The sequence below is a fragment of the Allobosea sp. 01N443 genome (genome assembly GCF_056399325.1).
Window position 1 is genome coordinate 36,141 of the sequence record NZ_JBFTRC010000014.1, and the last position, 23,950, is coordinate 60,090.

General features: G+C 65.5%; 24 protein-coding genes and 1 riboswitch. Of the genes, 17 read left to right on the plus strand and 7 right to left on the minus strand.

Annotated elements, in window-relative coordinates; translation table 11 throughout:
• Positions 1-75 precede the first annotated feature (75 nt).
• From AC1DRP_RS06445 to AC1DRP_RS06460, 4 genes are all read left to right on the plus strand, one after another.
• A complete protein-coding gene (locus tag AC1DRP_RS06445) occupies positions 76-234 on the plus strand; it encodes a hypothetical protein (RefSeq protein WP_476768119.1) in 159 nt (52 codons plus the stop codon).
• A gap of 153 nt (positions 235-387) precedes the next feature.
• Positions 388-1,446, plus strand: a complete 1,059-nt coding sequence (locus AC1DRP_RS06450) for a L,D-transpeptidase family protein (protein WP_476768120.1) — start codon at positions 388-390, stop codon at positions 1,444-1,446.
• A gap of 47 nt (positions 1,447-1,493) precedes the next feature.
• The gene (locus AC1DRP_RS06455) at positions 1,494-2,114 is read left to right on the plus strand and encodes an SCO family protein (RefSeq protein WP_476768121.1); all 621 of its coding nucleotides are present in this window, start codon (positions 1,494-1,496) and stop codon (positions 2,112-2,114) included.
• Between the two features lie 104 nt (positions 2,115-2,218).
• Positions 2,219-2,941 carry a GntR family transcriptional regulator gene (locus AC1DRP_RS06460; protein ID WP_441505870.1) on the plus strand — a complete coding sequence of 241 codons (723 nt, stop codon included), beginning with the start codon at positions 2,219-2,221 and terminating at the stop codon, positions 2,939-2,941.
• Positions 2,942-2,944: 3 nt separating this feature from the next.
• On the opposite strand, the gene AC1DRP_RS06465 is transcribed toward AC1DRP_RS06460, so the two are convergent.
• The 7 genes from AC1DRP_RS06465 to AC1DRP_RS06495 all read right to left on the minus strand — a co-directional run bounded on the left by AC1DRP_RS06465 (position 2,945) and on the right by AC1DRP_RS06495 (position 10,056).
• Positions 2,945-4,459, minus strand: coding sequence for a tripartite tricarboxylate transporter permease (locus tag AC1DRP_RS06465; RefSeq protein ID WP_476768122.1), 1,515 nt, complete (start codon positions 4,457-4,459; stop codon positions 2,945-2,947).
• A gap of 4 nt (positions 4,460-4,463) precedes the next feature.
• Positions 4,464-4,958, minus strand: a complete 495-nt coding sequence (locus AC1DRP_RS06470; protein WP_476768123.1) for a tripartite tricarboxylate transporter TctB family protein — start codon at positions 4,956-4,958, stop codon at positions 4,464-4,466.
• 72 nt (positions 4,959-5,030) lie between these two features.
• The gene (locus tag AC1DRP_RS06475) at positions 5,031-5,981 is read right to left on the minus strand and encodes a Bug family tripartite tricarboxylate transporter substrate binding protein (protein ID WP_441505873.1); all 951 of its coding nucleotides are present in this window, start codon (positions 5,979-5,981) and stop codon (positions 5,031-5,033) included.
• A 106-nt stretch (positions 5,982-6,087) separates the two neighbouring features.
• Positions 6,088-7,020: a methylisocitrate lyase gene (prpB, locus tag AC1DRP_RS06480; protein WP_476768124.1), complete on the minus strand. Its 933-nt coding sequence runs from the start codon at positions 7,018-7,020 to the stop codon at positions 6,088-6,090.
• A gap of 6 nt (positions 7,021-7,026) precedes the next feature.
• The gene (locus tag AC1DRP_RS06485; RefSeq protein ID WP_476768125.1) at positions 7,027-8,478 is read right to left on the minus strand and encodes a bifunctional 2-methylcitrate dehydratase/aconitate hydratase; all 1,452 of its coding nucleotides are present in this window, start codon (positions 8,476-8,478) and stop codon (positions 7,027-7,029) included.
• A 320-nt stretch (positions 8,479-8,798) separates the two neighbouring features.
• A complete protein-coding gene (locus tag AC1DRP_RS06490; RefSeq protein ID WP_476768126.1) occupies positions 8,799-9,503 on the minus strand; it encodes a glutathione S-transferase N-terminal domain-containing protein in 705 nt (234 codons plus the stop codon).
• A gap of 106 nt (positions 9,504-9,609) precedes the next feature.
• Positions 9,610-10,056 (minus strand): hypothetical protein, encoded by a 447-nt coding sequence (locus AC1DRP_RS06495; protein ID WP_069880379.1) that lies wholly within the window; start codon positions 10,054-10,056, stop codon positions 9,610-9,612.
• A 127-nt stretch (positions 10,057-10,183) separates the two neighbouring features.
• Between AC1DRP_RS06495 and AC1DRP_RS06500 the strand changes: the two genes are divergently transcribed.
• The 13 genes from AC1DRP_RS06500 to AC1DRP_RS06560 all read left to right on the plus strand — a co-directional run bounded on the left by AC1DRP_RS06500 (position 10,184) and on the right by AC1DRP_RS06560 (position 23,950).
• Positions 10,184-10,936 (plus strand): helix-turn-helix domain-containing protein, encoded by a 753-nt coding sequence (locus AC1DRP_RS06500; protein ID WP_441505878.1) that lies wholly within the window; start codon positions 10,184-10,186, stop codon positions 10,934-10,936.
• 174 nt (positions 10,937-11,110) lie between these two features.
• Entirely contained in the window at positions 11,111-12,778 is a 1,668-nt protein-coding gene (ccoN, locus tag AC1DRP_RS06505; protein WP_441505879.1) for a cytochrome-c oxidase, cbb3-type subunit I, read from the plus strand.
• An 11-nt stretch (positions 12,779-12,789) separates the two neighbouring features.
• A complete protein-coding gene (gene ccoO, locus AC1DRP_RS06510; protein WP_441505880.1) occupies positions 12,790-13,554 on the plus strand; it encodes a cytochrome-c oxidase, cbb3-type subunit II in 765 nt (254 codons plus the stop codon).
• An 11-nt stretch (positions 13,555-13,565) separates the two neighbouring features.
• On the plus strand, positions 13,566-13,721 hold the full coding sequence (locus tag AC1DRP_RS06515; RefSeq protein ID WP_043235436.1) for a cbb3-type cytochrome c oxidase subunit 3: 156 nt from the start codon (positions 13,566-13,568) through the stop codon (positions 13,719-13,721).
• Positions 13,722-13,724: 3 nt separating this feature from the next.
• Positions 13,725-14,612 carry a cytochrome-c oxidase, cbb3-type subunit III gene (gene ccoP, locus AC1DRP_RS06520; protein ID WP_441505881.1) on the plus strand — a complete coding sequence of 296 codons (888 nt, stop codon included), beginning with the start codon at positions 13,725-13,727 and terminating at the stop codon, positions 14,610-14,612.
• A gap of 1 nt (position 14,613) precedes the next feature.
• Positions 14,614-16,050, plus strand: a complete 1,437-nt coding sequence (gene ccoG, locus AC1DRP_RS06525; RefSeq protein ID WP_476768127.1) for a cytochrome c oxidase accessory protein CcoG — start codon at positions 14,614-14,616, stop codon at positions 16,048-16,050.
• A 34-nt stretch (positions 16,051-16,084) separates the two neighbouring features.
• Positions 16,085-16,609, plus strand: coding sequence for a FixH family protein (locus AC1DRP_RS06530; RefSeq protein ID WP_441505883.1), 525 nt, complete (start codon positions 16,085-16,087; stop codon positions 16,607-16,609).
• A 5-nt stretch (positions 16,610-16,614) separates the two neighbouring features.
• Positions 16,615-18,822, plus strand: coding sequence for a heavy metal translocating P-type ATPase (locus tag AC1DRP_RS06535; protein ID WP_476768128.1), 2,208 nt, complete (start codon positions 16,615-16,617; stop codon positions 18,820-18,822).
• Complete coding sequence (gene ccoS / locus AC1DRP_RS06540) at positions 18,819-18,995, plus strand: cbb3-type cytochrome oxidase assembly protein CcoS (protein WP_113515886.1); 177 nt, start codon at positions 18,819-18,821, stop codon at positions 18,993-18,995. The genes AC1DRP_RS06535 and ccoS overlap by 4 nt, the downstream gene beginning before the upstream one ends.
• Before the next feature lie 17 nt (positions 18,996-19,012).
• A riboswitch (cobalamin riboswitch) is annotated at positions 19,013-19,213 on the plus strand.
• A 120-nt stretch (positions 19,214-19,333) separates the two neighbouring features.
• Complete coding sequence (locus AC1DRP_RS06545) at positions 19,334-21,277, plus strand: TonB-dependent receptor plug domain-containing protein (RefSeq protein WP_476768129.1); 1,944 nt, start codon at positions 19,334-19,336, stop codon at positions 21,275-21,277.
• A 20-nt stretch (positions 21,278-21,297) separates the two neighbouring features.
• Positions 21,298-22,143: an ABC transporter substrate-binding protein gene (locus AC1DRP_RS06550; RefSeq protein WP_476768130.1), complete on the plus strand. Its 846-nt coding sequence runs from the start codon at positions 21,298-21,300 to the stop codon at positions 22,141-22,143.
• Positions 22,140-23,165, plus strand: a complete 1,026-nt coding sequence (locus tag AC1DRP_RS06555; protein WP_476768131.1) for a FecCD family ABC transporter permease — start codon at positions 22,140-22,142, stop codon at positions 23,163-23,165. Before AC1DRP_RS06550 ends, AC1DRP_RS06555 begins: the two co-directional genes overlap by 4 nt.
• On the plus strand, positions 23,165-23,950 hold the full coding sequence (locus AC1DRP_RS06560) for an ABC transporter ATP-binding protein (protein ID WP_476768132.1): 786 nt from the start codon (positions 23,165-23,167) through the stop codon (positions 23,948-23,950). The genes AC1DRP_RS06555 and AC1DRP_RS06560 overlap by 1 nt, the downstream gene beginning before the upstream one ends.

Consider the following 23,950-nt stretch of genomic DNA (forward strand, 5'->3'; position numbering starts at 1 on the left):
CCTCTGAAGTAACCAGCCGGAGGCAGAGATGGTCTCATTCAAGCGAATTCGCGTCGTGACGGTCGGACAGCCGTGATGCGTCGTCATCTCGGACGAGCCCTGCTTTGGGCAGCGCTGGCCTTCGCTCTGGATCAGGTCACGAAATGGCTGATCCTCGATGTCGTCATGGTGCCGCCACGCCCGATCGAGATCGCCCCGTTCCCGATATCGCCATTTCGGCAGGGGTCGGACTGATGCTGCTCGCCGCCCTTCCGAGCGCTCAGCCGGCGCCGAAGCCGCGCACGTAAGCGTGATCGGGGCTTGATCCTGCTCCGGGGTCAGCCTGTAGGAAAGCGTTAACCTCGCTTCTTCACCTCCTGTCAGCCTTGATCATCCACGCTTCCCCGCATGTCCGCACGTCAACCTCGCCCGCTCCTCGCTCTCGCCCTCGCATTGGCGCTCGGTGCCGTTGCGCTGAGCGGCTGTGTCAGCGGCGAAGGCGACACGCGCCATCTCCAGCCCCTGCCGGCCCGTCTCGTGGCCGAGATGTCGGGCAAGGGCATGACGCAGGCCGACCCGATCCTGGTGCGCCTCTTCAAGCAGGAAAGCGAACTCGAAGTCTGGAAGAGGGATCGCAGCGGGCAATACGCTCTGCTCAAGACCTATCCGATGTGCCGCTGGTCAGGGCAGCTCGGCCCCAAGAAGCGCGAGGGCGACCGGCAGGCTCCGGAAGGATTCTACACCGTCACCGCGGACCTGATGAATCCGCGTTCGCAGTTCTACCTGTCCTTCAATCTCGGCTACCCCAACGCTCTCGAGCAGGCGCAGGGCTATACCGGTTCGGCCCTGATGGTGCATGGCGCCTGCACCTCGGCCGGCTGCTACGCGATGACGGATGAGGGCGTCACGGAAATCTACGGCCTGGCGCGCGAGGCCTTTGCAGGCGGACAGCGCAGCTTCCAGGTCCAGGCACTGCCCTTCCGCATGACGCCGCAGAACATGGCCCGCCATCGCAGCAACCCGAACATCGCCTTCTGGCGCAATCTCAAGGAAGGCTCCGACCATTTCGAGGCGACACGGCAGCCGCCGGCGCTCGCCGCCTGTGGCCGCCGCTATGTCTTCAATCCCGGTGCGGGATCTGGGCCCTTCAGCCCCGATGCACCCTGCCCTGCCTATGAGGTCGAGCCGACCATCGCCGCGGTCGTGGCGCAGCGCCAGGCCCGCGACGAGCAGCGCTTTGCCGAACTGGTCGGCCATGGCGTCCCAGCGATGAGCTACGCCTATCTCGATGGCGGCATGCACAGGAGCTTTCGCAGCCTCCTGCAGAAACTCGGGCCGGAACGGATGCAGACCATGGTCGCCGGCAAGATCGAGATCAGCCGGCCGGAAGCAGCGCTGGCCGATCCGTTCAACGGTGGCGATGATGCCGCCCAGGTCGAGACCACGGCCTCTCTCGCCAAACGATAACTTGCCAAACAATAGCTTGGCGAACACCGACGAGCCCGACATCAAGCATGCAAGCCCTCAAATTCATTCGCTATGGCGCCTGGCTCCTGGTCGCCGTTATTACCTTCGTTAGCGCTGCGATCCTGCTCGGCTGGTGGCAGGTCGACGGTCCCGGGCGCCCATCGGCGGAAACGACGACCGCCCAGGACATCGCTCAGGTCGGCGGCTCGTTCACGCTGGTCGACCATAAGGGAAGGGCCGTCACCGACGCCGATTTCCGCGGCAAGCCCGTGGCGGTGTTCTTCGGCTTCACCCACTGCCCGGAGGTCTGCCCGACGACGCTGCTCGATATGACCAACTGGCTTTCCAGGCTCGGCCCCGACGCGGACAAGCTGCAGATCCTGTTCATCACGGTCGATCCGGAACGCGACACACCGGAGCAGATGGCGCTCTACCTGCAGTCCTTCGATCCCCGGATCGTCGGCCTCTCCGGCAGTCGCGAGCAGGTCGATGCCGCGATCGGCGCTTACAAGGCCTATGCCAAGCGCATCCCGACCGAGAGCAGCTACACCATGGACCACACCGCGTCAGTCTACCTGATGGACACGCAAGGCCGGTTCAAGACCATGATCGACTATCATGAGGACGAAGCCACCTCGCTCGCCAAGATCAGGCGGGTCCTCGGCTAATCCATGCGCGGAAGGCGCGTGGTCAAGAGCCGGATCATCAAGGAAAATCCCGGCCCCTTGCGCTATGCTGCCATCGTTCCGATTCCGGGAAAGCGCCAGCGACCATGTCAGACAGCGACAGCCAGGACAGCGTCATTACGACGGGCCTGACCGTCCGGCTTTACGATGCGCTTTCACAGGCCATCGTCGCCGGTGAACTTGCGCCCGGCGAGAAGCTGAGCGAACCCGTCATCGCGCGGCGCTACGGCGCCAGCCGGGCGCCTGTGCGCGAAGCGATCCGCCGCCTCCAGGAGCGCGGGCTCGTCACCTATGTCGCCAATCAAGGCGTGCGCGTCGCCGAGCCCAGCGCCGCGGAGTTCCTCGCGCTGCTCGATGTGCGCGAGGCCACCGAGGGTATGGCCGCCCGCCTCGCCGCCGAGAATATGAGCGATGCGGAGATCAGGGCACTCGAAGAACTCGTGGCCGGCCATCGCGACGAGATCGAGCGCAATCCGCTCGGCGCCTATCTGCAGGACGAGCCCGAGGCGGATTTCCATCGGCGCATAGCCAACGGCAGCGGCAATCCGATCCTCGCCGAATTGCTGTGCGAGCAGTTCTATCCGCGGCTGCGCCTGTGCCGGCGTCTGCATTCGACCGTTCGGGGGCGTGGGCGCGAGGCCTGGCGCGAACATGTGCGCATCACCGAAGCTATCAGCCATCGCGACGGCGAGCTGGCCGAGATCCTGATGCGGCGACACATCCGCGCCGCCAGGACTGCCCTGCAGGCGGCGCTGTCCGCGGCCGAGGCGATCCGGCCGGCAAAGCGCCGCGCCGGAGCCAGCGACTAGCGCTCAGCCGGTGGAAATCGCGGGCTCGGTCTTCGGCCGCGACCGAAGCCGGACCAGGATCGGCGGTACGACCAGCACGAGAAGCGCGATGGAGAGCAGCGTCGTGGCGATTGGCGTGCTGACCAGCACGCCCCAGTCACCTTGGCTGACCGCAAGCGCACGCCGCAGCTGGATTTCGGCCTGCGGCCCGAGGATCAGACCGATCAGCACGGGCGCGATCGGGAAATCATAGACCCGCGCCACATAACCGATGAGTCCGAGGCCGCACATCAGCAGCAGGTCCATCCAGGAGGTCGACAGCCCCCAGACGCCGACCAGCGCGAAGACGACGATGCCGCCATAGATATAGTGCCGTGGGATCAGCAGTAGGCGCACCCAGATGCCGACCAGCGGCAGGTTGAGCACGAGCAGGATCAGATTGCCGATATAGAGAGACGCAATCAGGCCCCAGAGCAGATCGGGATTGGTCGCAAACAGCATCGGTCCGGGCTGCAGCCCGTAGTTCTGGAAGGCGGCGAGCAGCACCGCGGCCGTCGCCGTCGAAGGCAGGCCGAGCGTCAGCAACGGCACGAGAATGCCGGCTGCGGCCGCATTATTGGCGGCTTCCGGGCCGGCGACACCCTCGATCGCACCATGTCCGAACTCCTTCGGATGCTTGCTCAGGCGGCGCTCCAGTGCATAGGACAGGAAGGTCGGGATCTCCGTGCCGCCTGCCGGCAATGCGCCGATCGGAAAGCCGATGACGCTGCCCCGCAGCCACGGTTTCCAGGAACGTGCCCAGTCCTGCCGGGTCATCCAGCTCCCGCCCGATAGCGGGTTGATCGCCTCCGGCACGGAGCCGCTGCGGCTAGCCACATAGAGCGCCTCGCCGATCGCAAAAAGCGACACGAGCACGACGGTGAAGGAGACGCCATCGAGCAGTTCGAGCGTTCCGAAGACCATGCGTGTCTGCCCGGTCTGGGTGTCGATGCCGATCGTGCCCAGCGCCAGGCCGAAGAATAGAGCGGTGAAGCCACGCACCATCGACCGGCCCATCACCACGGCCACCGAGGTGAAGGACAAGACCATCAGGGCGAAATAGTCCTCCGGCCCGAAGACGAAGGCGAGTTCCGCGATTGCCGGCGCAAGAAAGGTCAAGGCCAGCGTGCCGATCGTACCCGCGACGAAGGAGCCGATCGCCGCCGTCGCGAGCGCAGCTGCGCCGCGCCCATTGCGAGCCATGCGGTTGCCTTCGAGCGCAGTCATCACCGCCCCACTCTCGCCGGGCGTGTTGAGCAGGATCGAGGTCGTCGAACCACCATAGAGGGCGCCGTAGAGGATGCCGGCGAACATGATGAAGGCCGAGGCGGGAGCGACCTGCGCCGTGACCGGCATCAACAGCGCGATGGTCAGCGCCGGCCCGATCCCGGGAAGCACGCCGACGGCGGTACCGAGCGCGCAACCGATCAGCGCCCAGAACAGGTTCATCGGCTGCAGCGCGACGGCAAATCCGCCGATCAGCTGGCTCAGGATATCCATGACTTCACCCAAGCAATGGCAGGAAGGGGCCAAGGCTGATGCCGAGGCGGGAGAAGCCGAACCACGCGACGCTGCCGAGCGTCGCTCCGACCGCGAGGTCGAGCCCGGTCCGGCGCGAGCCGAAGGCATGGGTCACCAGCGTGAAGGCAAGCATCGCGGTCAACGGGAAGCCGAGCCAGCGGATCGTCAGGAGCGGGATGCTCACCCCTGCCAGCGCGAGCAGGAAGGCCGAACGCGAAGGGGGCGCCTCCTCCTCCCCGTCTGGCGACGCGACGAGGTCCCCACGCATCGCCTGGGTGATCAGGATAACCCCAAGGACGGCCAGCCCCATTCCGACCGCCAGGATGATGGCCGCCGGCCCGACTCCGATATAGTTCGTGGTCGAGGCGATGCCGCGTGCACCGTTAAGCCACAGCGCCCCCATCGCGAGCACGCCAAGCCCCAGCCACCACGGGCGCGGCTTGCGGGGCGCATCCTGTCTGCTTGGATTGACCGACATCGTTCGGGCTCCTCGAGAACAAGCGTCGGGCCCGGCGCGCGACCAGCGGTCACGCGCCGGGCCGGCAGGCCGTCATTTCAGGATGCCGACTTCCTTGAGCGCGCTCGACCAGCTCGCATCCTCGGCCTTGAGGAAGGCAGCGAACTGGTCGCCCGGGAGGTAGGCGTCTTCCCAGCCCTGAGTCTTCAGCGTTTCCTTCCAGACCGGGGTCTGGTGCAGCTTGGCGAAGCGCTCGAGCCAGGTCTTCTTGGCTGCCTCGCTCATGCCCGGCGCACCGACGAAGCCACGCCAGTTGCCGATCTCGACCGGAATGCCAGATTCCTTCAGCGTTGGCGCATTGAGCCCGTCGACCCGCGTCGGGCCGGAGACCGCGATGATGCGGATACGACCGGTCTCCGCAAACTGACGGAATTCCGAGGCGCCGGAAATCGCTGCCTTGATCTTGCCGCCACCGAGAGCGGCCAGAATTTCTCCGCCCGAGAACGACACGAAATTGATCTTCGCGACCGGAGCCCCGGCATGCTTGGCGAGCAACGCCAGCATGACATGGTCCGCGCCGCCGGCCGAACCGCCGCCGACCGAGAGCGCGCCGGGATCAGCCTTCATCGCGGCGATGAAATCCTGAGGCGTCTTGATCGGCGAATTCGCGGGGACGGCGATCGCGTTGTACTCATTGGTCAAACGCAGCAGCGGAGTGGTGTCCTTCAGGGACACAGGCGTCTGATTGGTGATGACGCCGCCGACCATGATGACGCCCGTCACCAGGAGCGCGTTGTCGTCGCCCTTTGAGGTGCGGACGAATTCGGCAAGCCCGATCGTGCCGGCAGCGCCGCCCTTGTTGGTGAAGGACGCGCCATCGGTGAAGATCTTCGACTGCGCGAAAGCTGCCATCGTGTGGCGGCCGGCACCATCCCAGCCTCCACCCGGATTGGCCGGGATCATCACCTTGGCCGGCTCGGCGGTGGCCATGCCCGTGCTCAGGACCAGCGCCAGCGCGCCAGTCGTCATCAGACGCCTCAACATCTCGTTTCCTCCCGTGGGTTGCCGCCGCCTTGTCTGGCTGGTCGTGTCTTGCCGCGCGACGCGCGGAACTTGGTCGCCGGCCCCGCGCCGGCTCGCATGCTGGTCGTCAGGCGCTCCGCTCGTGCTGCGGCATGGCTTCCGGCGTGATGGTCGCCACGATCGAGGCATCCAGCGCCTCATAGTCATGGAGCCCGATGGTCGCGTAGAGTTCGGCGCGGGTCTGCATCTGCTCGACCATGCCATGAGTGCCGCCATCGCGAGCCAGCGCGGCGTAGAGCCGCTCCTGCGCCTTGTTGGCGACGCGCAGCGAGGAGACGGGCCAGATCACCATGCGGTAGCCCATCGCCTCGAACTCGGAGGCGGTGAAGAACGGCGTGCGTCCGAACTCGGTCATGTTGGCGAGCAGCGGCACGCCCGGCACACGGCGCGCGAACTCCCTGAACATCTCGGCGGTGGTCAGCGCCTCCGGGAAAATCGCGTCGGCACCGGCCTCGAGATAGAGCTTTGCGCGTGCGACCRCGCCCTCCATGCCCTCGCTCGCCGCGGCGTCGGTGCGGGCGATGACGTAAAGATGCCGGCGGGCCTTCACCGCAGCCGCGACCTTGGCCGCCATGTCATGGGCGGCGGCGAGCTTCTTGTCGTTGAGATGGCCGCATTTCTTCGGCAGTAACTGGTCTTCGATATGGACCGCGCCCGCGCCCGCGTCCTCGAAGGCGCGGACCATGTTCATGACGTTGAGGGCCTCGCCATAGCCGGTGTCGCCGTCGACCAGCACCGGCAAACCGCTGGCCCGCGCCACCTGCCGGATGAAGAAGGCAACCTCGTCGACGGTGATGATGCCGAGATCGGGCAGCCCCATCGACGCCGTCATTGCCGCGCCCGAGAGATAGAGCGCCTCGAAACCGGCGGCCTTCGCCTGCAGGGCCGCCATGCCGTTATGGCTGCCCGGCAACCGGAGGATGCCACCCTGCCCGACCAGCGCGCGAAAGCGCTCGCCGGCCGGCTGCGAAGGACAATCGGAGGCAACGAGATAGGGCATGGGGCCTCAGTTCGCGTAGAGGTCGACGTAGTCGTGAACCGGCATGGCTTCGAGCCGCGCCTGATCGAGCGAGACATCGAGAATCTGGCGCTGGCGTTTCTCGACAAAGCGGCGTGCGAGATTGGTGCGGAACTTGGCCTCGAGCAGCGGGATGCCGTCGGAGCGGCGGCGCTTGTGGCCGATCGGGTATTCCACCACCAGTTCGGGCAACACCGTGCCGTCCTTCAGCGTGATGGTCATCGCGTTGGCGATCGAGCGCTTTTCCGGATCATGATAATCGCGGGTGAAAGCAGGATCCTCGACGCATTCGATCTTGTCCCGGAGCGCGTCGATGCGCGGATCGGCGGCAATATCGTCTTCGTAATCGCCTGCGGTGAGACGCCCGAAGATCAGCGGCACGGCGACCATGTATTGTAGAGTGTGGTCGCGGTCGGCCGGGTTATGCAGCGGCCCGCGCTTGTCGATGATCCGGATGCAGGCCTCGTGCGTGCGGACGCGGATCGAAGCGATGTCGTCGCTGCTGCGCCCGATCTTTTGGAGATGAGCCTGCAGCGTCATCGCCGCTTCGACGGCCGTCTGCGCATGAAACTCGGCCGGATAGGAAATCTTGAACAGCACATGCTCCATGACATAGGAGCCGTAAGGCCGCTGGAACTTGAACTCCTGGCCGCGGAACGAGGCGTCGTAGAAGCCCCAGGTCTTCGCCGTCAGGACCGAGGGATAGCCCATCTCGCCGGTCCGGGCGATCAGGGCGAGCCTCACTGCCCGGCTCGTCGCATCACCGGCCGCCCAGCTCTTGCGCGAGCCGGCATTCGGTGCGTGGCGATAAGTTCGCAGGGCCTGCCCATCGACGAAGGCAAGTGACAGCGCATTKACGATCTCGTCGCGGTTCAGGCCGAGCAGCCCTGCGACCACTGCCGTCGAGGCGACCTTGACCAGGACGACATGGTCGATCCCCACCTTGTTGAACGCATTTTCCAGCGCGAGACAGCCCTGGATCTCATGGGCCTTGATCATCGCGGTCAGCACGTCGCGCATGGTCAGCGGCGGCCGTCCGGAGGCAACCGCGGTCCGTGACAGCCAGTCGGCCACAGCCAGGATGCCGCCGAGATTATCGGACGGATGGCCCCATTCCGCCGCGAGCCAGCAATCGTTGAAATCGAGCCAGCGGATCATCGTGCCGATATTGAACGCGGCCTGGACCGGATCGAGCTGATAGCGCGTGCCGGGCACGCGCGCGCCGTTCGGGACCACGGTCCCCGGYACGACCGGGCCGAGCAGCTTGGTGCAGGCAGGGTATTCCAAAGCCTCGAGCCCGCAGCCGAGCGTGTCGAGCAAGCAGTTGCGGGCGGTCTCGTATGCCAGCGAACTGTCGACACGATAGTTCAGGACGTAATCGGCGATATCGACGAGCACGCCATCCGGAGCAGGGCGTTCATTGTTGTTGAATTGAGCCATGGACGGGCATTTCCTCACGCCGATCCGGCTGGTCGTCTAGCGCCGCCGGAGAATTATTGTCGACATATGTTTCATGCGACCGACTTAAAGGCAAGCTTCATCCGCCAAATAATGAAATACTGTCGACAATAATCGAGAGCGCGCCCGTGGTGTCTCCGCTGGCGCTCTCCGTCWTGGCTGAGCGATTCCTGGTCCGCGCCCATCTCCACATCACCAGGCGAGTGCTCCAAGCCGACCTGAGGGAGCCGGCGTAAGATTCAGGAAAATCTGACGAATCAGAGCAGGATGCAGCCACAGCGATTGCGGCTGCATCGAAGCCCTCAGGGCCGTTTCGGAATCTCGAGTCCGCGCTGAACGGCAGGGCGTGCGAGCCCACGCTCCAGCCAGGCCGGCACATGCTTCAGGCTGGAATAGTCGACGAGTTCGCCCGCACCATAGAATCCAACGAGGTTGCGGACCCACCCGAGCAGGGAGATGTCGGCGATGGTGTAGGCATCGCCCATGATCCAGTCGCGACCGGCGAGACGCGTCTCGAGCACGCCGAGCAAACGCTTGCTCTCGGCCGCGTAGCGGTCACGCGGACGCTTGTCCTCGTATTCGCGCCCGGCGAACTTATGGAAGAATCCGAGTTGACCGAACATCGGCCCGACAGCAGCCATCTGGAAGAACACCCACTGGATGGTCTCGTAGCGCTCCGCCAGATCGGACGGCAGGAACTTGCCTGCCTTCTCCGCGAGATAGATCAGGATCGCCCCTGACTCGAACAGGCCGATCGGCTTGCCGCCCGGGCCATTGGGATCGATGATCGCAGGGATCTTGCCATTCGGATTGAGGGACAGGAATTCCGCAGTCCAGGTCTCGTTCTGCCCGATATTGATCGTATGCGGCTCATAGGGCAGCCCGGTCTCCTCCAGCATGATCGAGACCTTCACGCCATTCGGCGTCGGCAACGAATAGAGCTGGATGCGGTCGGGATGCTGGGCCGGCCAGCGCTGGGTTATCGGGAAGGCAGAAAGATCGGACATCCGGGGCTCCATAGGCTCGAATCAGGCGCCCGGTGAACGGATTCCCGCGGCACTGCGCGACCCTACCCAGATTCCCCTGGTGTCACTGCGACGATTTCGTGAGCTGTTACCAGGTCCGTCCCCGCATCCTGACCCGTTCGAGCGCAAAGCCCCGCTGCTCCATGGCCACCTGGTCCTGCGCCCAGACGGCAGAGGGCTCGAGTTCGAGCGCGATGGCCGGAAGATTGAGCTCTCCGGCGAGAGTATTGGCGAAACGCATCAGGGCATCGATCAGGACGGTCCCGGGCAGGCGCACCGAGGCCAATTCGGAGACATTGAGCGTCGCCTCCCGGGAAAGCGGCTGGGCGATCTCATAAGCGAAGATCCCGTGGATGCAGCGACGCCGGTCATACAGAGCAATCAGGCCGCGCTCCTGGCCTGTCTCCTTCTCGTAGCGGCGTAAGTAAGCCGCCCAGTCACTGATACTGAGGCCCGGGTTCGCCATCGCCATCAATGCATAGGCTGCCTGTGCCTGCTGCGATGTGACGCGTACCGCCTCGAAAATATCTTCCATTACGATTGCCGAACTGCTGAGCGGAGATATGTCAGCAGAGTTGAACACCCAATCGTCTGCATTGATGCAGATCAAGGAGCGCCCTCGCCGTCCCGGCTAGGGTTTGAATGACTGGGAACAAGGTGTGATGCTCCCTTGTTCACGGAGGTACGAACGCGTGGACTGCCAGCAGGCCGCTTGCGGCAACGATTCAAGACGGGACAGCGGATGCCTTGCCTGCAAGGTCCGCCTCGCGAGCGTGTGCGCGTCGCTATCCGTCGAGGAGCTCGAAGAGCTCAACGCTCTCTCCCATCACACCTCGTTCGATGCCAAGGAAACGGTCTTCGTTCAGGACCATCCCGCGCATTCGGTCTACAACATCGTCGAAGGCATGGTGCGGCTCTACAAGCTGCTGCCGGACGGACGCCGACAGATCATCGGCTTTGCGCTGCCGGGCGATTTCCTTGGATTGGCGATGCGCGATGCCTTCGGCTTTTCCGCCGATGCGGTCGACTCGGTCTCGGCCTGCGCCTTCTCGCGTTCGGCCTATGCCTCGCTGGTCAATGCCAAGCCGCATCTGCTGCGTCGCCTGCATGAGTTCGCCACCCATGAACTCACGCTGGCCCAGGAGCAGATGATGCTGCTCGGCCGCCGCAGCGCAGAAGAGCGGGTGATCTGCTTCCTGCTCACCATGCGCGACCGCTGGGCCAAGCTCGGCAAGCCGTCCGTGACCGTGCCGCTGCCGATGAGCCGCCAGGACATCGCTGATTTCCTCGGCCTGACGATCGAAACGGTGAGCCGCACCTTCACCAAGCTCGCCAAGGACAAGACGATCCTGATCGTGCCGGATGGCGTGCGCCTGCTCAACACCGACCATATGGAACTGGTCGCAGCGGCCTGATCGCAGTTCCCGCAGCTTGAAGGGCGCCGGTTGGACGGCGCCCTTGCTGATTCCGCAGCGCAACAAAGGAACCCTCCTCAGGTTGCGTTGATCTGCATCAAGGCCCGTCCCGCTCCGCTTCGCTAACGCTCTCGATTGGCAGCATTGATGCGCTGCAGCAAACGAGGGCTGGCCATGGCGGCGACAGGGTATCCGATCAGGCGCGCGACGACGGGAGAAATGGGAGGCCTCGTATTGGCGGCGGGCTGCGTGTTGCCGCTGCTCATCATCGCCGCCCTGACGCCCGATCCGGCCTATGCCTTCCATATCAGCCTTGCGGCGGTCGCCTCGCTCGTCGCGGTGTTCCTGATCGGCAATCGCTGCTTCAGTCCGGCGCCGAGCCCCGCGCCACAGGAGATCGACGGCAAGCCGAACTACAATATGGACCCGGTCAAGTTCGCGACCGTGGCCGCGATGGTCTGGGGCATCGCCGGGTTCACAGTCGGCCTGATCATCGCGCTTCAGCTCGCCTTCCCCGACCTGAATTTCGACCTGCCATGGACGAATTTCGGCCGGATGCGCCCGCTTCACACCTCGGCGGTGATCTTCGCCTTCGGCGGCAATGTGCTGATCGGCACGTCCTTCTATGTCGTGCAGCGCACCTCGCGTGCGCGTCTGGCCGGTGACATCGCGCCGTGGTTCGTCGTCCTCGGCTACAACTTCTTCATTGTGCTCGCCGGCACCGGCTATCTGCTCGGCATCACTCAGGGCAAGGAATACGCCGAGCCCGAATGGTATGCCGATCTCTGGCTGACCATCGTCTGGGTGGTCTATCTGCTGGTATTCCTCGCGACCTTGGCCAAACGCAAAGAGCCGCACATCTACGTGGCGAACTGGTTCTATCTTGGCTTCATCCTGACCATCGCCGTCCTGCATATCGGCAATAATCTGGCGCTGCCGGTCTCGATCCTCTCACCGAAATCCTATGTCGTCTGGTCCGGCGTCCAGGATGCGATGTTCCAGTGGTGGTACGGCCATAACGCGGTCGGCTTCTTCCTCACCGCCGGCTTCCTCGCGATCATGTACTATTTCGTGCCGAAGCGTGCCGGTCGCCCGGTCTACAGCTACCGTCTCTCGATCATCCATTTCTGGGCGCTGATCTTCCTCTACATCTGGGCCGGGCCGCACCACCTGCACTACACCGCCCTGCCCGACTGGGCGCAGACCCTCGGCATGACCTTCTCGATCATGCTCTGGATGCCCTCCTGGGGCGGCATGATCAACGGGCTGATGACGCTGTCAGGCGCCTGGGACAAGCTGCGCACCGACCCCGTGCTGCGCATGATGGTGGTCTCGCTCGCCTTCTACGGCATGTCGACCTTCGAAGGTCCGCTGATGTCGATCAAGGCAGTGAACTCGCTCTCGCACTACACCGACTGGACGATCGGGCATGTCCACTCCGGCGCGCTTGGCTGGGTCGCCTATATTTCCTTCGGCGCGATCTACTGCCTCGTGCCGTGGCTCTGGAACCGGCGTGAGCTGTATTCGCTGAAGCTCGTCAACTGGCACTTCTGGATCTCGACGCTAGGGATCGTCTTCTACATCTCGGCGATGTGGGTCTCCGGGATCATGCAGGGCCTGATGTGGCGCGCCTACACCTCGCTCGGCTTCCTCGAATACTCCTTCATCGAAACCGTGGCTGCGATGAAGCCCTACTACGTCATCAGGGCGCTCGGTGGCGGGCTCTTCCTGACCGGGGCGCTGATCATGGCCTTCAATCTCTGGATGACGGTCAGGCACGGCACGGTCGACGCCCCGAGCGATGACCATGCACTGCAGCCGCAGCTCGTCCCCGCGCAGTAAGGAACGCTCAGATGTCGAGCATTGAAAACCCGGCTCCGCGCAAGTCGCTCTGGCTCAAGCACAAGATCTTCGAGACCAACTCGATCATCCTGGTGATCGGCGTGCTGCTGGTCATCTCGGTCGGCGGTCTCGTCGAGATCGCGCCGCTCTTCTACCTCCGCAACACGATCGAGAAGGTCGAAGGCATGCGGCCCTATACGCCGCTGGAGCTCGCCGGCCGCGACATCTATGTCCGCGAGGGCTGCTACAACTGCCATAGCCAGATGATCCGGCCGCTGCGCGACGAGATCGAGCGCTATGGACCCTACTCGCTGGCAGCCGAGAGCATGTACGACAAGCCCTTCCAGTGGGGCTCGAAGCGGACCGGTCCGGATCTCGCCCGCGTCGGCGGCAAGTATTCCGACGAATGGCATCTCGGCCACCTCAACCAGCCGCGCGCGCTGGTGCCGCAGTCGATCATGCCGGGCTACCCCTTCCTGGCGAAAACCGAGCTTCGTTTCGGTGACATCGCCGATCACCTGCGCGCCAATCGCGGCGGCGGCGTGCCCTATACCGACGAGATGATCGCGCAAGCCGCGAGCGACCTCGAGGCCCAGGCCACGCCCGACCACCCCAAGGCGGCCGAACTCGAAGCGCGCTACCCCAAGGTCCAGATTCGCGATTTCGACGGCGATCCCAAGCGGGTCACCGAAGCCGATGCGCTGATTGCCTACCTGCAGGTCCTCGGCACGCTCGTCGACTTCAAGCTCTACGACACCAAGGCCAACATCCGTTGAGCGAGGGCACCATGGATTCGACCTACCATTGGCTCGCGGGCTTCGCCCAATCCGCCGGCCTACTCTACTTCGTCGGCACCTTTCTGGCCATTTGCCTCTACGCGCTCTGGCCGAGCAACCGCGCGCGCTTCGACGAGGCCGCCCGCACTCCCCTGCGGGAGGACTGAGCCATGAACAAGCATCACGACCCTGCCTCGGAATTCGATGCCGCCACCGGCCAGTCGACCACCGGTCACGAGTGGGACGGCATCCGCGAGCTCAACACCCCGCTGCCACGCTGGTGGCTCGGCATCTTCTACGCCACGATCATCTGGTCGGTCGGCTACTGGGTCATCTACCCGGCCTGGCCGCTGCTGACCGACGCGACCAGGGGCGTCATCGGCTACGCCTCGCGACAGGAGATCGAGGACGATCTCGCGGTCATGCGCAAGGATCGCGCCGCGCTGGCCAGCGGCCTCGCCGACGCCTCGCTCGAGCAGATCAAGGCCGACCCCGCCCTGTTTCGCGTCGCCATGGCACAGGGCAAGGCCGCCTTCGGCGACAATTGCGCCGCCTGCCACGGCGTCGGCGGCAGCGGCGCCAAGGGCTATCCCAACCTGAATGACGACGAGTGGCTCTGGGGCGGCTCGCTTGCCGCGATCCAGACCACGCTGCAGCACGGCATCCGCGTCGCCGGCAACAACGACACCCGCGTCAGCCAGATGCCGGCCTTCGGGCGCGACGGCATGCTGAAGAGGGACGAGATCAGCGCGGTCGCCAACCATGTGCGCGAACTGGCCGGACTGTCGACTGCCCCCAAGGCTGACCTCGCACTCGGCCGCAAGCTCTTCGCCGATAATTGCGCGGCCTGCCATGGGCCTGCCGGCAAGGGCAATCAAGAGCTCGGCGCGCCGAACCTGACCGACGCCATCTCGCTCTACGGCATGGATCTCGCGTCCCTGACCGAGACCATCACCAACAGCCGCAACGGCGTCATGCCCGCCTGGGGCCAGCGTCTCGACCCGACCACGATCAAGGCGCTGACCGTCTATGTCCACTCGCTCGGCGGAGGCCAATGACATGGCACTCGCGGAAAGCGAAGACGCTCCGCTCTTCGCGCCGTCGAAGAAAGTTTACCMACAGAGCGTGTCGGGCCCGTTCCGGCGCGCCAAGTGGCTCATCCTCGTCCTCTGCCTCGGCATCTACTATCTCCTGCCCTTCCTGCGTTGGGACCGCGGCCCCAACCTGCCGAACCAGGCAGTGCTCGCCGACATCGCCAATAACCGCTTCTATTTCTTCTTCATCGAGATCTGGCCGCAGGAGGTCTACTACTTCACCGGCCTGCTGATCCTGGCCGCCTTCATGCTGTTCCTGATGAATGCCGTCGCTGGCCGGGTCTGGTGCGGCTATCTCTGCCCGCAGACCGTCTGGACCGACCTCTTCCTCGCCGTCGAGCGCGCCTTCGAGGGCGACCGGCGCGAGCGGATGAAGCGCGACGAGGGGCCCTGGACCGCCGACAAACTCGCCCGGAAAACCGGCAAGCACCTGGTCTGGCTCGTGATCGCCTGGTGGACCGGCGGCGCCTGGGTGCTCTATTTCGCGGATGCGCCAACCCTGGTGCGGGAACTCGCGACCTTCACGGCTCCGCTCTCGGCCTATGTCTGGATCGGCATCCTGACCTTCACCACCTATGCGCTCGCCGGGATCATGCGCGAGCAGGTCTGCACCTTCATGTGTCCCTGGCCGCGCATCCAGGCAGCGCTGACCGACGACGACGCCCTCAACGTCACCTATCGCTACGATCGCGGCGATCCGCGCGTCTCGGTCAAGCAGGCCACGCGCCTGCGTGCCGCCAACGAGCCGGCTGGCGATTGCATCGACTGCTACCAGTGCGTCGCGGTCTGCCCGACGGGTATCGACATCCGCGATGGCTCGCAGATGGACTGCATCCAGTGCGGCCTGTGCATCGATGCCTGCGATACGGTCATGCTCAAGATCAACCGCCCGGCCGGGTTGATCGCCTATGACACCGACGACAACGTCAAGCGGCGTATCGCTGGCCAGAAGCCGGTCTATCGCCTGATCCGCGCCCGCACCCTGATCTACACCGCGCTGATCGGGCTCGTCGGCGGAGCCATGATCTACCAGCTCGCAACCCGCAGCACGGCGGGAATCTCCGTGCTGCACGAGCGCACCCCGCTCTTCGTGACGCTCAGCGACGGCTCGATCCGCAACGCCTACACCATCCGCCTGCTGAACAAACGCCCGGATTCCCGTCCCTTCGCGCTCACCGTCTCCGGCCTGCCCGGTATCCGGGTCGAGACCGTCGGAACCCAGGCGACGGCCGATCTTCGCCCGATCATCACGGTCGACCCCGATTCCTCGCGCGAGATCCGCGCGCTGGTGACAGTGCCGGCCGGCATTCCTCTCGACAAATCCCAGACGATCACCTTCACCGCATCCGACCTGTTCGCCGGAGAGGTCGTGACCGCCGGGGATCATTTCATCGCTCCCTAGAGAACGCATCATGACCTGTTGCGGAGGCTTCATCATGCCGATCGATTTTCCAGCCCCACCGGCGCCAACTCGGCGCCGGCCCTTCGAGCTCAGCGGGCGTGCCGTGCTCTTCGGCATGATCGGCTTCTTCATCGTGGTCGCGGGCGTCAATGGCGTGATGATGGTCTCGGCCATCCGGACGATGCCCGGCGCCGATGTGAAGAGCGCCTACGAGACCAGCCAGCGCTTCAACGGCGAGATCGCGCGCATGCAGGCCCAGGCCGCACGCGGCTGGCTGGCCCAGAGCGAGGTCGTGCGTGCCGGCGCCGACGCGGTCGTTTCGCTCTTGCTGAAGGACAAGGCGGGCGCAGCTGTCACAGGGCTCGCAGTCGAGGCGAAGCTCCAGCACCCGGCGACGCGGCAGCAGGACCGCGAGGTGACGCTGACCGAAACTGCCCCGGGCCACTATTCCGCGACGGTGCCGGGGCTGCATGCCGGCGCCTGGACCCTGGTGGTCGAGGCAAAGCGCGATCGGGACCCGGCCTTCTCCTCCCGCAGCCGCATGATGCTGAAGGAGTGAGGCTCATGGCCGCGCAGCAGGATCTCTCCGTCTTCATCCGCCATCGCGAAAGCGGCGTCGCGGGCATGGAACTCGCGGTGGAGAACATCCGCTGCGCCGGCTGCATGCACGCGATCGAGAACGGCCTTGCCCATGAGACCGGTATCCTCAGCGCCCGGGTCAATCTCGCGCTGAAGCGCGTCACGGTGGAATGGACGGAAGGCGTACTGCGCCCAGAGGCCGTGATCGAGCGCCTCTCCCGGCTCGGCTTCAAGGCCTACCCTTTCCTGCCCGCCTCCGGCCGTGAGGACGACACAAGCGAGGAAAGGCGGCTGCTGCGCTATCTCGGCGTCGCCGGCTTCGCCTCGATGAACATCATGCTGCTCTCCGTCTCGGTCTGGTCGGGCAATAGCAGCGACATCAATCCGGTCACGCGCGACTTCTTTCACTGGCTCTCGGCGCTGATTGCCCTGCCAACCGCCGCCTATGCCGGCCGCCCCTTCTTCGAGAGTGCGCTCCGGGCTCTGCGCGCCCGCGCCGTCAACATGGACGTGCCGATCACGCTCGGCATCGTGCTCGCGCTCGGCATGTCGGTGGTGGTGACCTGGAATCACGCCGAGCATGCCTATTTCGACGGCGCGGTGATGCTGATCTTCTTCCTGCTGATCGGGCGCTATCTCGACCAGCTGATGCGCCGCCGCACGCGCGACCTCGCTGGCAATCTTGCCGCGTTGAAGGCCGAAACCGCGACCCGGCTGATGCCGAATGGCGAGGCGATGGTGACGCCGATCGCGGCCATCGTGCCCGGCGACCGCGTCCTGATCCAGCCGGGCGAGCGCGTCAGTGTCGATGGCATCATCGAGACCGGCTCCTCCGAAATCGACCAGAGCCTCGTCACCGGTGAAACCCTGCCGCATGCCGTCATGGCCGGCGCGCAGGTCTATGCCGGCACCGTGAACCTCTCCGGGGCCCTGACCGTCAAGGTCGAAGCCGCAGCCAGCGGCACCCTGCTCGACGAGATCGATGCCCTGATGGCGCGCGCGGTCGAAAGCCGCTCCCGCTATGTCAAGCTTTCCGATCGGGCGGCAAGGGTCTACGCCCCTCTCGTCCACGCCACGGCGCTCGCGACCCTGCTGGGCTGGATGGCCTTCGGCCTGCCCTGGCCCGAAGCACTGATCATCGCCATCACCGTCCTGATCATCACCTGCCCCTGCGCGCTGGGGCTGGCGATTCCGGCCGTGCAGGTCGTTGCTGCGTCTGCCCTGTTCAAGCGCAAGGTCATGCTGAAACAGGGCGATGCGCTGGAGCGCCTGGCCGAAGCCGATGTCGCTGTCTTCGACAAGACCGGCACCCTCACCCTGCCGGACCCCGATCTGGTCAATGGCGCTGAGATCGATACCGCAACCTTGCAGGCGGCGGGCAGGCTGGCAGCCGCGAGCCGCCACCCTCTCGCCCGCGCCATCGCCCGTGCCGCCGGCCATCCTGCTCCTGCGAGCGATGTCAGCGAAAATCACGGCGCAGGCCTGAGCGCGATTGTGGATGGGATCGAGACCCGTCTCGGCAGCGTCGCTTATTGCGAGGCCGGGGCGGAAGCCGCCATCGTCGCCGCGCGCCATCCCTCAGCCTCCCTGATCGCCTGGCGCCATGGCACTGAATGCGCCATCTTCGCGGTCGATCAGAAGATCCGGCCGGAGACGCGCGACTGTATCGCCGCGCTACGCGGTCTCGGCCTCGAGATCCGCATTCTCTCCGGCGACCGAAGCGAAGCTGTCGCGCCGGTCGCCTCGGCCCTCGGTATCACGGAGGCCGAAGCCGGCCTGCGTCCCGACGAGAAGCTCAAGGCGCTCGACCGGCTCAGCGCCAAGGGGCGCAAGGTGCTGATGATCGGCGACGGGCTCAACGACGCTCCGGCCCTTGCCAAGGCCCATGTTTCGATCTCGCCGATCAGCGCGACCGACCTGGCGCAGGCCTCGGCCGACATTGTCTTCATCGGCGACAGCTTGATGCCGGTCGCCGACAGCCTGCGCATCGCCCGCAGGGCGCGCAACCTCATGCTGGAAAACCTCTGGTTTGCGGTGCTGTACAATGCCGTCGCGGTGCCGATTGCCGTCGCGGGCTTCGCGACGCCGCTCGTCGCAGCCGTCGCGATGTCGGGATCGTCACTGGTGGTCACGCTCAACGCGCTGCGCGCGGGACGCGGCCTGTCGCGGCAGAATACGGGAGTGGCGTCATGAATATCCTGGTGATCCTGTTCCCCCTGGCGCTCGGTCTCGGACTGCTGGGGTTGGCGGCCTTCTTCTGGTGCATGCGCACCGGCCAGTTCAGCGATCTCGAGGGACCGAGCTGGCGCATTTTGAGGGATGACGACCTGCGTTCGCCTGGGGACACCCGCACCAACGATCATTGACGCAGCGGCCGTTCCGGCCTTACCTCGCCAGCGACGGTTCCCTTAGGGGATCAAAAGGGAATGCGGTGCGGATGGTTCGCCATTCAATGCCGTGGCTGCCCCCGCAACTGTAAGCGGCGAGCCTTTCGCCACACGCCACTGGGGCCCTCGGACCTGGGAAGGCGGCGACAAGGCACCGACCCGCGAGCCAGGAGACCTGCCGTCAGCCGTGGTCACACGCGAACACGTTCGGACGGGGTGTTTCGATCGCTTGTTGAACTGCACGCTGGCTAAGGGCAGCGGACGGGGCCTCGCGTTCGCGGTGACGTGCCACAGACGTCAACGCCCGAGGTTCCATCGTGATCCGTCCTCCCAAGGTTGCCCGGCGCAGCCGGCTGCTCATCACCCTGCCGCTCCTTGTCTCCGCCGGCTCCCTCCCCCCCAGCCAGGCCTCCGCCCAGTCAGCCACCGAATCGATTGCCCTCGACGAAATCGTCGTCAGCGCGACGACGCGACCCACGCCAGCGCGCGAGATCGCCAATTCCGTGACCGTCATCACCGCGGGCGATATCGAGCGCGAGCAGCGCCGGACCCTGCCGCAGGCGCTCGCCGCCGTTCCCGGCCTCAATATCGTGCAGACCGGCGGGCCGGGCGGGCTGACCTCGGTCTTCATCCGCGGCACCAACTCCAACCACGTCAAGGTATTGATCGACGGCATCGAGGCCAACGACCCGTCGACCCCGAACCGCTCCTTCGATTTCGGCTCGATGCTGACCGACGACATCGAGCGCATCGAAGTGCTGCGCGGACCGCAAAGCGGCCTCTACGGCGCCAACGCGCTGGGCGGCGTCATCTCGATCACCACCAAGCGTGGCGAGGGTCCGCCGAAGCTCACGGCCCGAGCCGAGGCCGGCTCATACGGCACCTTCAACCAGTCGGTCGGCCTCAGCGGCGGCGATGACCGCTTCAACTACGCCCTCAGCATCGCCCATTTCAAATCGGATTCGACCCCGGTGACGCCTCCCGGGCTCGTGCCGTCGGGGCGCCGCGTCAACCCGAATTCCTACGACAATTGGACCTATTCGGCCCGGTTCGGCGTCGCGCTGTCCGATACGCTGTCGCTGAACTGGGTCGGCCGCTACACTGACGGCTACCTGCTCTTCACCGGCGATTCCGGCTTTCCGAGCACGCCCAGCAGCTTCCGCAGCAGCCAGGACTACAAGCAGGCCTTCACCCGCGGAGAGGTCGTCTGGGATCCGCTTGGTGGGCGCTTCGTCAATCGCTTCGGCCTGTCCTACAGCAATCAGGACCGCACCGGCCGCACGCCGAATGCGATTGGTATCCTCGGCCTGCCGACGGAGAATCTCGGCGAGCGCACCAAGGTCGACTGGCGCGGCGACCTTGAGTTGATGAAGGGGCAGACCCTGGTGATGGGTCTGCAATACGAGCGCGAACGGCTGGAAACCCGCGCGCTCACGGCATCCAACGGCAATACGGGCGCCTTTGCCGAACTCCAGTCGAATTTCGGCGACCGGCTCTTCATGGTCTCGAACATCCGCTACGACGATGACGAGACCTTTGGCGGCCACACGACCTACCGCTTCGCGCCAGCCTATATCGTGCCGGAAATCGAAACCAAGCTGAAGGGGAGCTATGGCACGGGGTTCAAGGCCCCGACCCTGAGCGAGCGTTTCAGCGATTCTCGCCCGGCCTTCAACTTCTTCGGCAATCCCAACCTGAAGCCGGAAGAAAGCCGCGGCTGGGATCTTGGCTTCGAGCAGCCTCTCCTCGATGACAAGGTCCGGTTCGGCGCCACCTATTTCCACAACGACATCGAGAACCTGATCGTCACCAACGTGGCGCGGAACTCCTATGCCAATATCGGCAAGGCCACGACCAAGGGGGTGGAGGCCTTTACCGCGCTCGAAATCTCGCCGCAGTTCAAGGTGCGGGCCGACTACACCTTCACCATCGCCAAGGACGACATCGCCCGGCAGGAACTGCTGCGCCGTCCCCGTCACAAGGCCAGCGTGACGGCGAGCTGGACCCCGGTTGACAAGCTCACCCTTTCGGCGACGCTGATCTATGTGGGTGAGCGCGTCGACGGAAACCGTGACTTCTCGATCTCGCGCATGCGGGCGCCGGGTGCGGCCATCGTCAATCTCGCCGCCGAGTACAAGGCGACGGACAGGCTCAGTGTCTTCGGCCGCATCGATAACCTGCTGGACAAGCGCTACGAGAACCCCGTCGGCTTCCTGGTGCCGGGTCTGAGCGCCTATGGCGGCCTGAAGGTAACGCTGTGAAGCCTTGGGCGGCCCGCGCGATGACTCGCGGCGCCGTTCTGGCGCTTGGCCTCTTGCTCGGTTTCGGCGGCCTGACGGCCGCCGAAACGCCGGCCAAGCCATCCCGCATCGTCTCGCTCAACATGTGCACGGACGAACTGGTGCTGCGGCTCGCCCAGCGCGAGCGCATCGCCTCGGTCACCTGGCTCTCGCAGGACCCGCGCAACGCCAACATGGCCGAGATTGCCAAGACCATCCCGGCCAATCACGGTCTGGTGGAGGAGGTGCTGAGCTACAAGCCCGATCTGATCATCGCTGGCGCCTACACGACGCGCAGCACGGTCGCGCTGCTGAAGAAGGCCGGTGTTCCCGTCCGCGAATTCGGGGTGCCGCGCAATCTCGCTGAAATGCGTGCCCAGATCGCCGAGATGGCGGCCCTGCTCGGCGAGCCAGAACGCGGCGCGGCCCTGATCGCAGCGATCGACCGGCGCCTCGACACGCTCGCCGCCAACCAAAGCACGGGCCATCCCAGGGCGCTGGTCCTGCGGCCGAACGGGTTCACGGTCGGGCGCGGCTCGCTGGTGGACGAGATCCTGACCCGCGCCGGCCTGACCAATCTCGCCGCCGAACTCGGCATCGACAATTACGGCCAGATCGCGCTGGAGACCGTCGCGCTCGGACAGGCCGACATGCTGATCCTCAACACCACGCCGGGCGGGCCGCCCTCGCTCGCCCATGAGATCCTTCATCATCCGCTCCTGACGAAGCTCGGCGAGCGGGTCAGGCTCGTCGCCCTCCCCTCGAAACTCTGGACCTGCGCCGGACCGGCCGTGCTCGATGCGATCGAGCTGCTTGCCGCCTCCCGTACGCAAGGATCGCGCTCATGACATTGGGGGTTCAGGAAACGGTACGAGCGACGACGCCGAAGCTGGGGCGGCTCATTGTCATGCTGGCCCTGTTGATGCTGGCCATGATGCTCGTTTCCATGGCGGTGGGTTATGCCCCACTCGACATCAAGGCGGCCCTCGCCGACGCCCTCGCCGGACGGAAGACCCTGCCGGCGCTCGTCCTTGTCGAGCTGCGCTTGCCGCGCGCGCTGCTGGGCGCGCTCGTCGGTTTCAGTCTCGGGCTTGCCGGCGCCGCCATGCAGGGCCTGCTGCGCAATCCGCTTGCCGAACCCGGAATCCTCGGAATTTCAAGCGCCGCCGCCTTCGGCGCGGTCGTGGTCTTCTACAGCGGCTTGTCGGCGACGATGGCGCTCGCCCTCCCCTTGGGCGGCATGGCCGGCGCCGCAATGGCGACGCTTCTGCTCTATGCCTTCCTGGGGCGCGGCGCCGGAACGATGACGTTGATCCTCGCGGGCGTTGCGATCAACAGCTTCGCCGGTGCGATGACCGCGCTTGCGCTCAACCTCGCGCCAAATCCCTACGCCGCGCTGGAAATCGTATTCTGGCTGATGGGCTCGCTCGCGGATCGCAGCCTGCTCCATGTCTGGCTCGTGCTGCCGCCAATGCTCCTCGGCTGGCTGCTGCTGCTTTCGACCGCACCTGCCCTCGACGCTCTCACCCTGGGCGAGGACACGGCCAAGAGTCTCGGCTTCGACCTGACCTGGCTGCGCGCCCGACTAATCGGCGGAGCTGCACTCGCCGTCGGCAGCGCGGTGGCGGTCACCGGCGCGATCGGCTTCGTCGGCCTCGTCGTGCCGCATCTGCTGCGCCCGCTGGTCGGCAACCGACCGGGCCGGCTGCTGCTCGTCAGCGGCTTTGGCGGAGCGATCCTGACGCTCGCAGCCGATACCGCTCTGCGCCTCGCCCCCATCCGCCCCGAGCTGAAGCTCGGTGTAGTGACGGCGCTGATCGGCGCGCCATTCCTGTTCCACCTGATCCATCGCCTGCGGCGGGAGGTCTGATGAAGATCGAAGCCTCAGGACTATCGCTCACGCTCGGTGGGAAGCCGATCCTGCGCGACATCGATGTCGCGCTCTCGGCGGGGGAAATGGTCGGGCTGATCGGCCCCAACGGTGCTGGCAAGACGACCTTGCTGCGCGTGCTCTCCGACCTGGTCACGCCCGATTCCGGCCAGGTGCGCTACGACGGGCTGACCGCCAAGTCGCTCGGGCGCAAGGAATTGGCGCGGCGCATCGCCTTCCTTGCGCAGGGCGGCGCGGTACACTGGTCGATGCGCGCGGAGGCCCTCGTTGGGCTTGGGCGGCTGCCGCATCGCCAGCCCTTTGCCGGCGAGAACGAGGCCGATCGCGCCGCAATCACGCGCGCCATCGCAGCGGCCGACGCCACGGCGTTCGCCGACAGGACAGTCGAGACGCTCTCGGGCGGCGAGCGCATGCGCGTGCTGCTGGCGCGTGCGCTCGCCGTCGAGGCGCCGATCCTGCTCGCCGACGAACCTCTCGCGGCGCTCGACCCGCTACACCAGCTCGAGGTCATGGAGCTTCTGCACCGGACGGCTGCCGGCGGCACCGGGGTAGCGGTCATCCTGCATGATCTGACGCTGGCCGCGCGTTTCTGCGATCGCCTGATCCTGCTCGATCGCGGCAGGCTCATTGCCGATGGCTCGCCCGGAATCGTCCTCAACGACGCCAACCTTGCTGCCGTCTTCGGCATTACCGCGGCCCGCGGTTCGGAAGCCGGCGCACCCTACCTGCTGCCTTGGCGGCGCCTTACATCGGAACAGTCGTGA

Coding starts and splice junctions, on each gene's coding strand:
- AC1DRP_RS06445 (WP_476768119.1), top strand. CDS start 76: ATGCGTCGTCATCTCGGACGAGCCCTGCTTTGGGCAGCGCTGGCCTTC.
- AC1DRP_RS06450 (WP_476768120.1), top strand. CDS start 388: ATGTCCGCACGTCAACCTCGCCCGCTCCTCGCTCTCGCCCTCGCATTG.
- AC1DRP_RS06455 (WP_476768121.1), top strand. CDS start 1,494: ATGCAAGCCCTCAAATTCATTCGCTATGGCGCCTGGCTCCTGGTCGCC.
- AC1DRP_RS06460 (WP_441505870.1), top strand. CDS start 2,219: ATGTCAGACAGCGACAGCCAGGACAGCGTCATTACGACGGGCCTGACC.
- AC1DRP_RS06465 (WP_476768122.1), bottom strand. CDS start 4,459: ATGGATATCCTGAGCCAGCTGATCGGCGGATTTGCCGTCGCGCTGCAG.
- AC1DRP_RS06470 (WP_476768123.1), bottom strand. CDS start 4,958: ATGTCGGTCAATCCAAGCAGACAGGATGCGCCCCGCAAGCCGCGCCCG.
- AC1DRP_RS06475 (WP_441505873.1), bottom strand. CDS start 5,981: ATGTTGAGGCGTCTGATGACGACTGGCGCGCTGGCGCTGGTCCTGAGC.
- AC1DRP_RS06490 (WP_476768126.1), bottom strand. CDS start 9,503: ATGTCCGATCTTTCTGCCTTCCCGATAACCCAGCGCTGGCCGGCCCAG.
- AC1DRP_RS06495 (WP_069880379.1), bottom strand. CDS start 10,056: ATGGAAGATATTTTCGAGGCGGTACGCGTCACATCGCAGCAGGCACAG.
- AC1DRP_RS06500 (WP_441505878.1), top strand. CDS start 10,184: ATGCTCCCTTGTTCACGGAGGTACGAACGCGTGGACTGCCAGCAGGCC.
- ccoN (WP_441505879.1), top strand. CDS start 11,111: ATGGCGGCGACAGGGTATCCGATCAGGCGCGCGACGACGGGAGAAATG.
- ccoO (WP_441505880.1), top strand. CDS start 12,790: ATGTCGAGCATTGAAAACCCGGCTCCGCGCAAGTCGCTCTGGCTCAAG.
- AC1DRP_RS06515 (WP_043235436.1), top strand. CDS start 13,566: ATGGATTCGACCTACCATTGGCTCGCGGGCTTCGCCCAATCCGCCGGC.
- ccoP (WP_441505881.1), top strand. CDS start 13,725: ATGAACAAGCATCACGACCCTGCCTCGGAATTCGATGCCGCCACCGGC.
- AC1DRP_RS06530 (WP_441505883.1), top strand. CDS start 16,085: ATGCCGATCGATTTTCCAGCCCCACCGGCGCCAACTCGGCGCCGGCCC.
- AC1DRP_RS06535 (WP_476768128.1), top strand. CDS start 16,615: ATGGCCGCGCAGCAGGATCTCTCCGTCTTCATCCGCCATCGCGAAAGC.
- ccoS (WP_113515886.1), top strand. CDS start 18,819: ATGAATATCCTGGTGATCCTGTTCCCCCTGGCGCTCGGTCTCGGACTG.
- AC1DRP_RS06550 (WP_476768130.1), top strand. CDS start 21,298: ATGACTCGCGGCGCCGTTCTGGCGCTTGGCCTCTTGCTCGGTTTCGGC.
- AC1DRP_RS06555 (WP_476768131.1), top strand. CDS start 22,140: ATGACATTGGGGGTTCAGGAAACGGTACGAGCGACGACGCCGAAGCTG.
- AC1DRP_RS06560 (WP_476768132.1), top strand. CDS start 23,165: ATGAAGATCGAAGCCTCAGGACTATCGCTCACGCTCGGTGGGAAGCCG.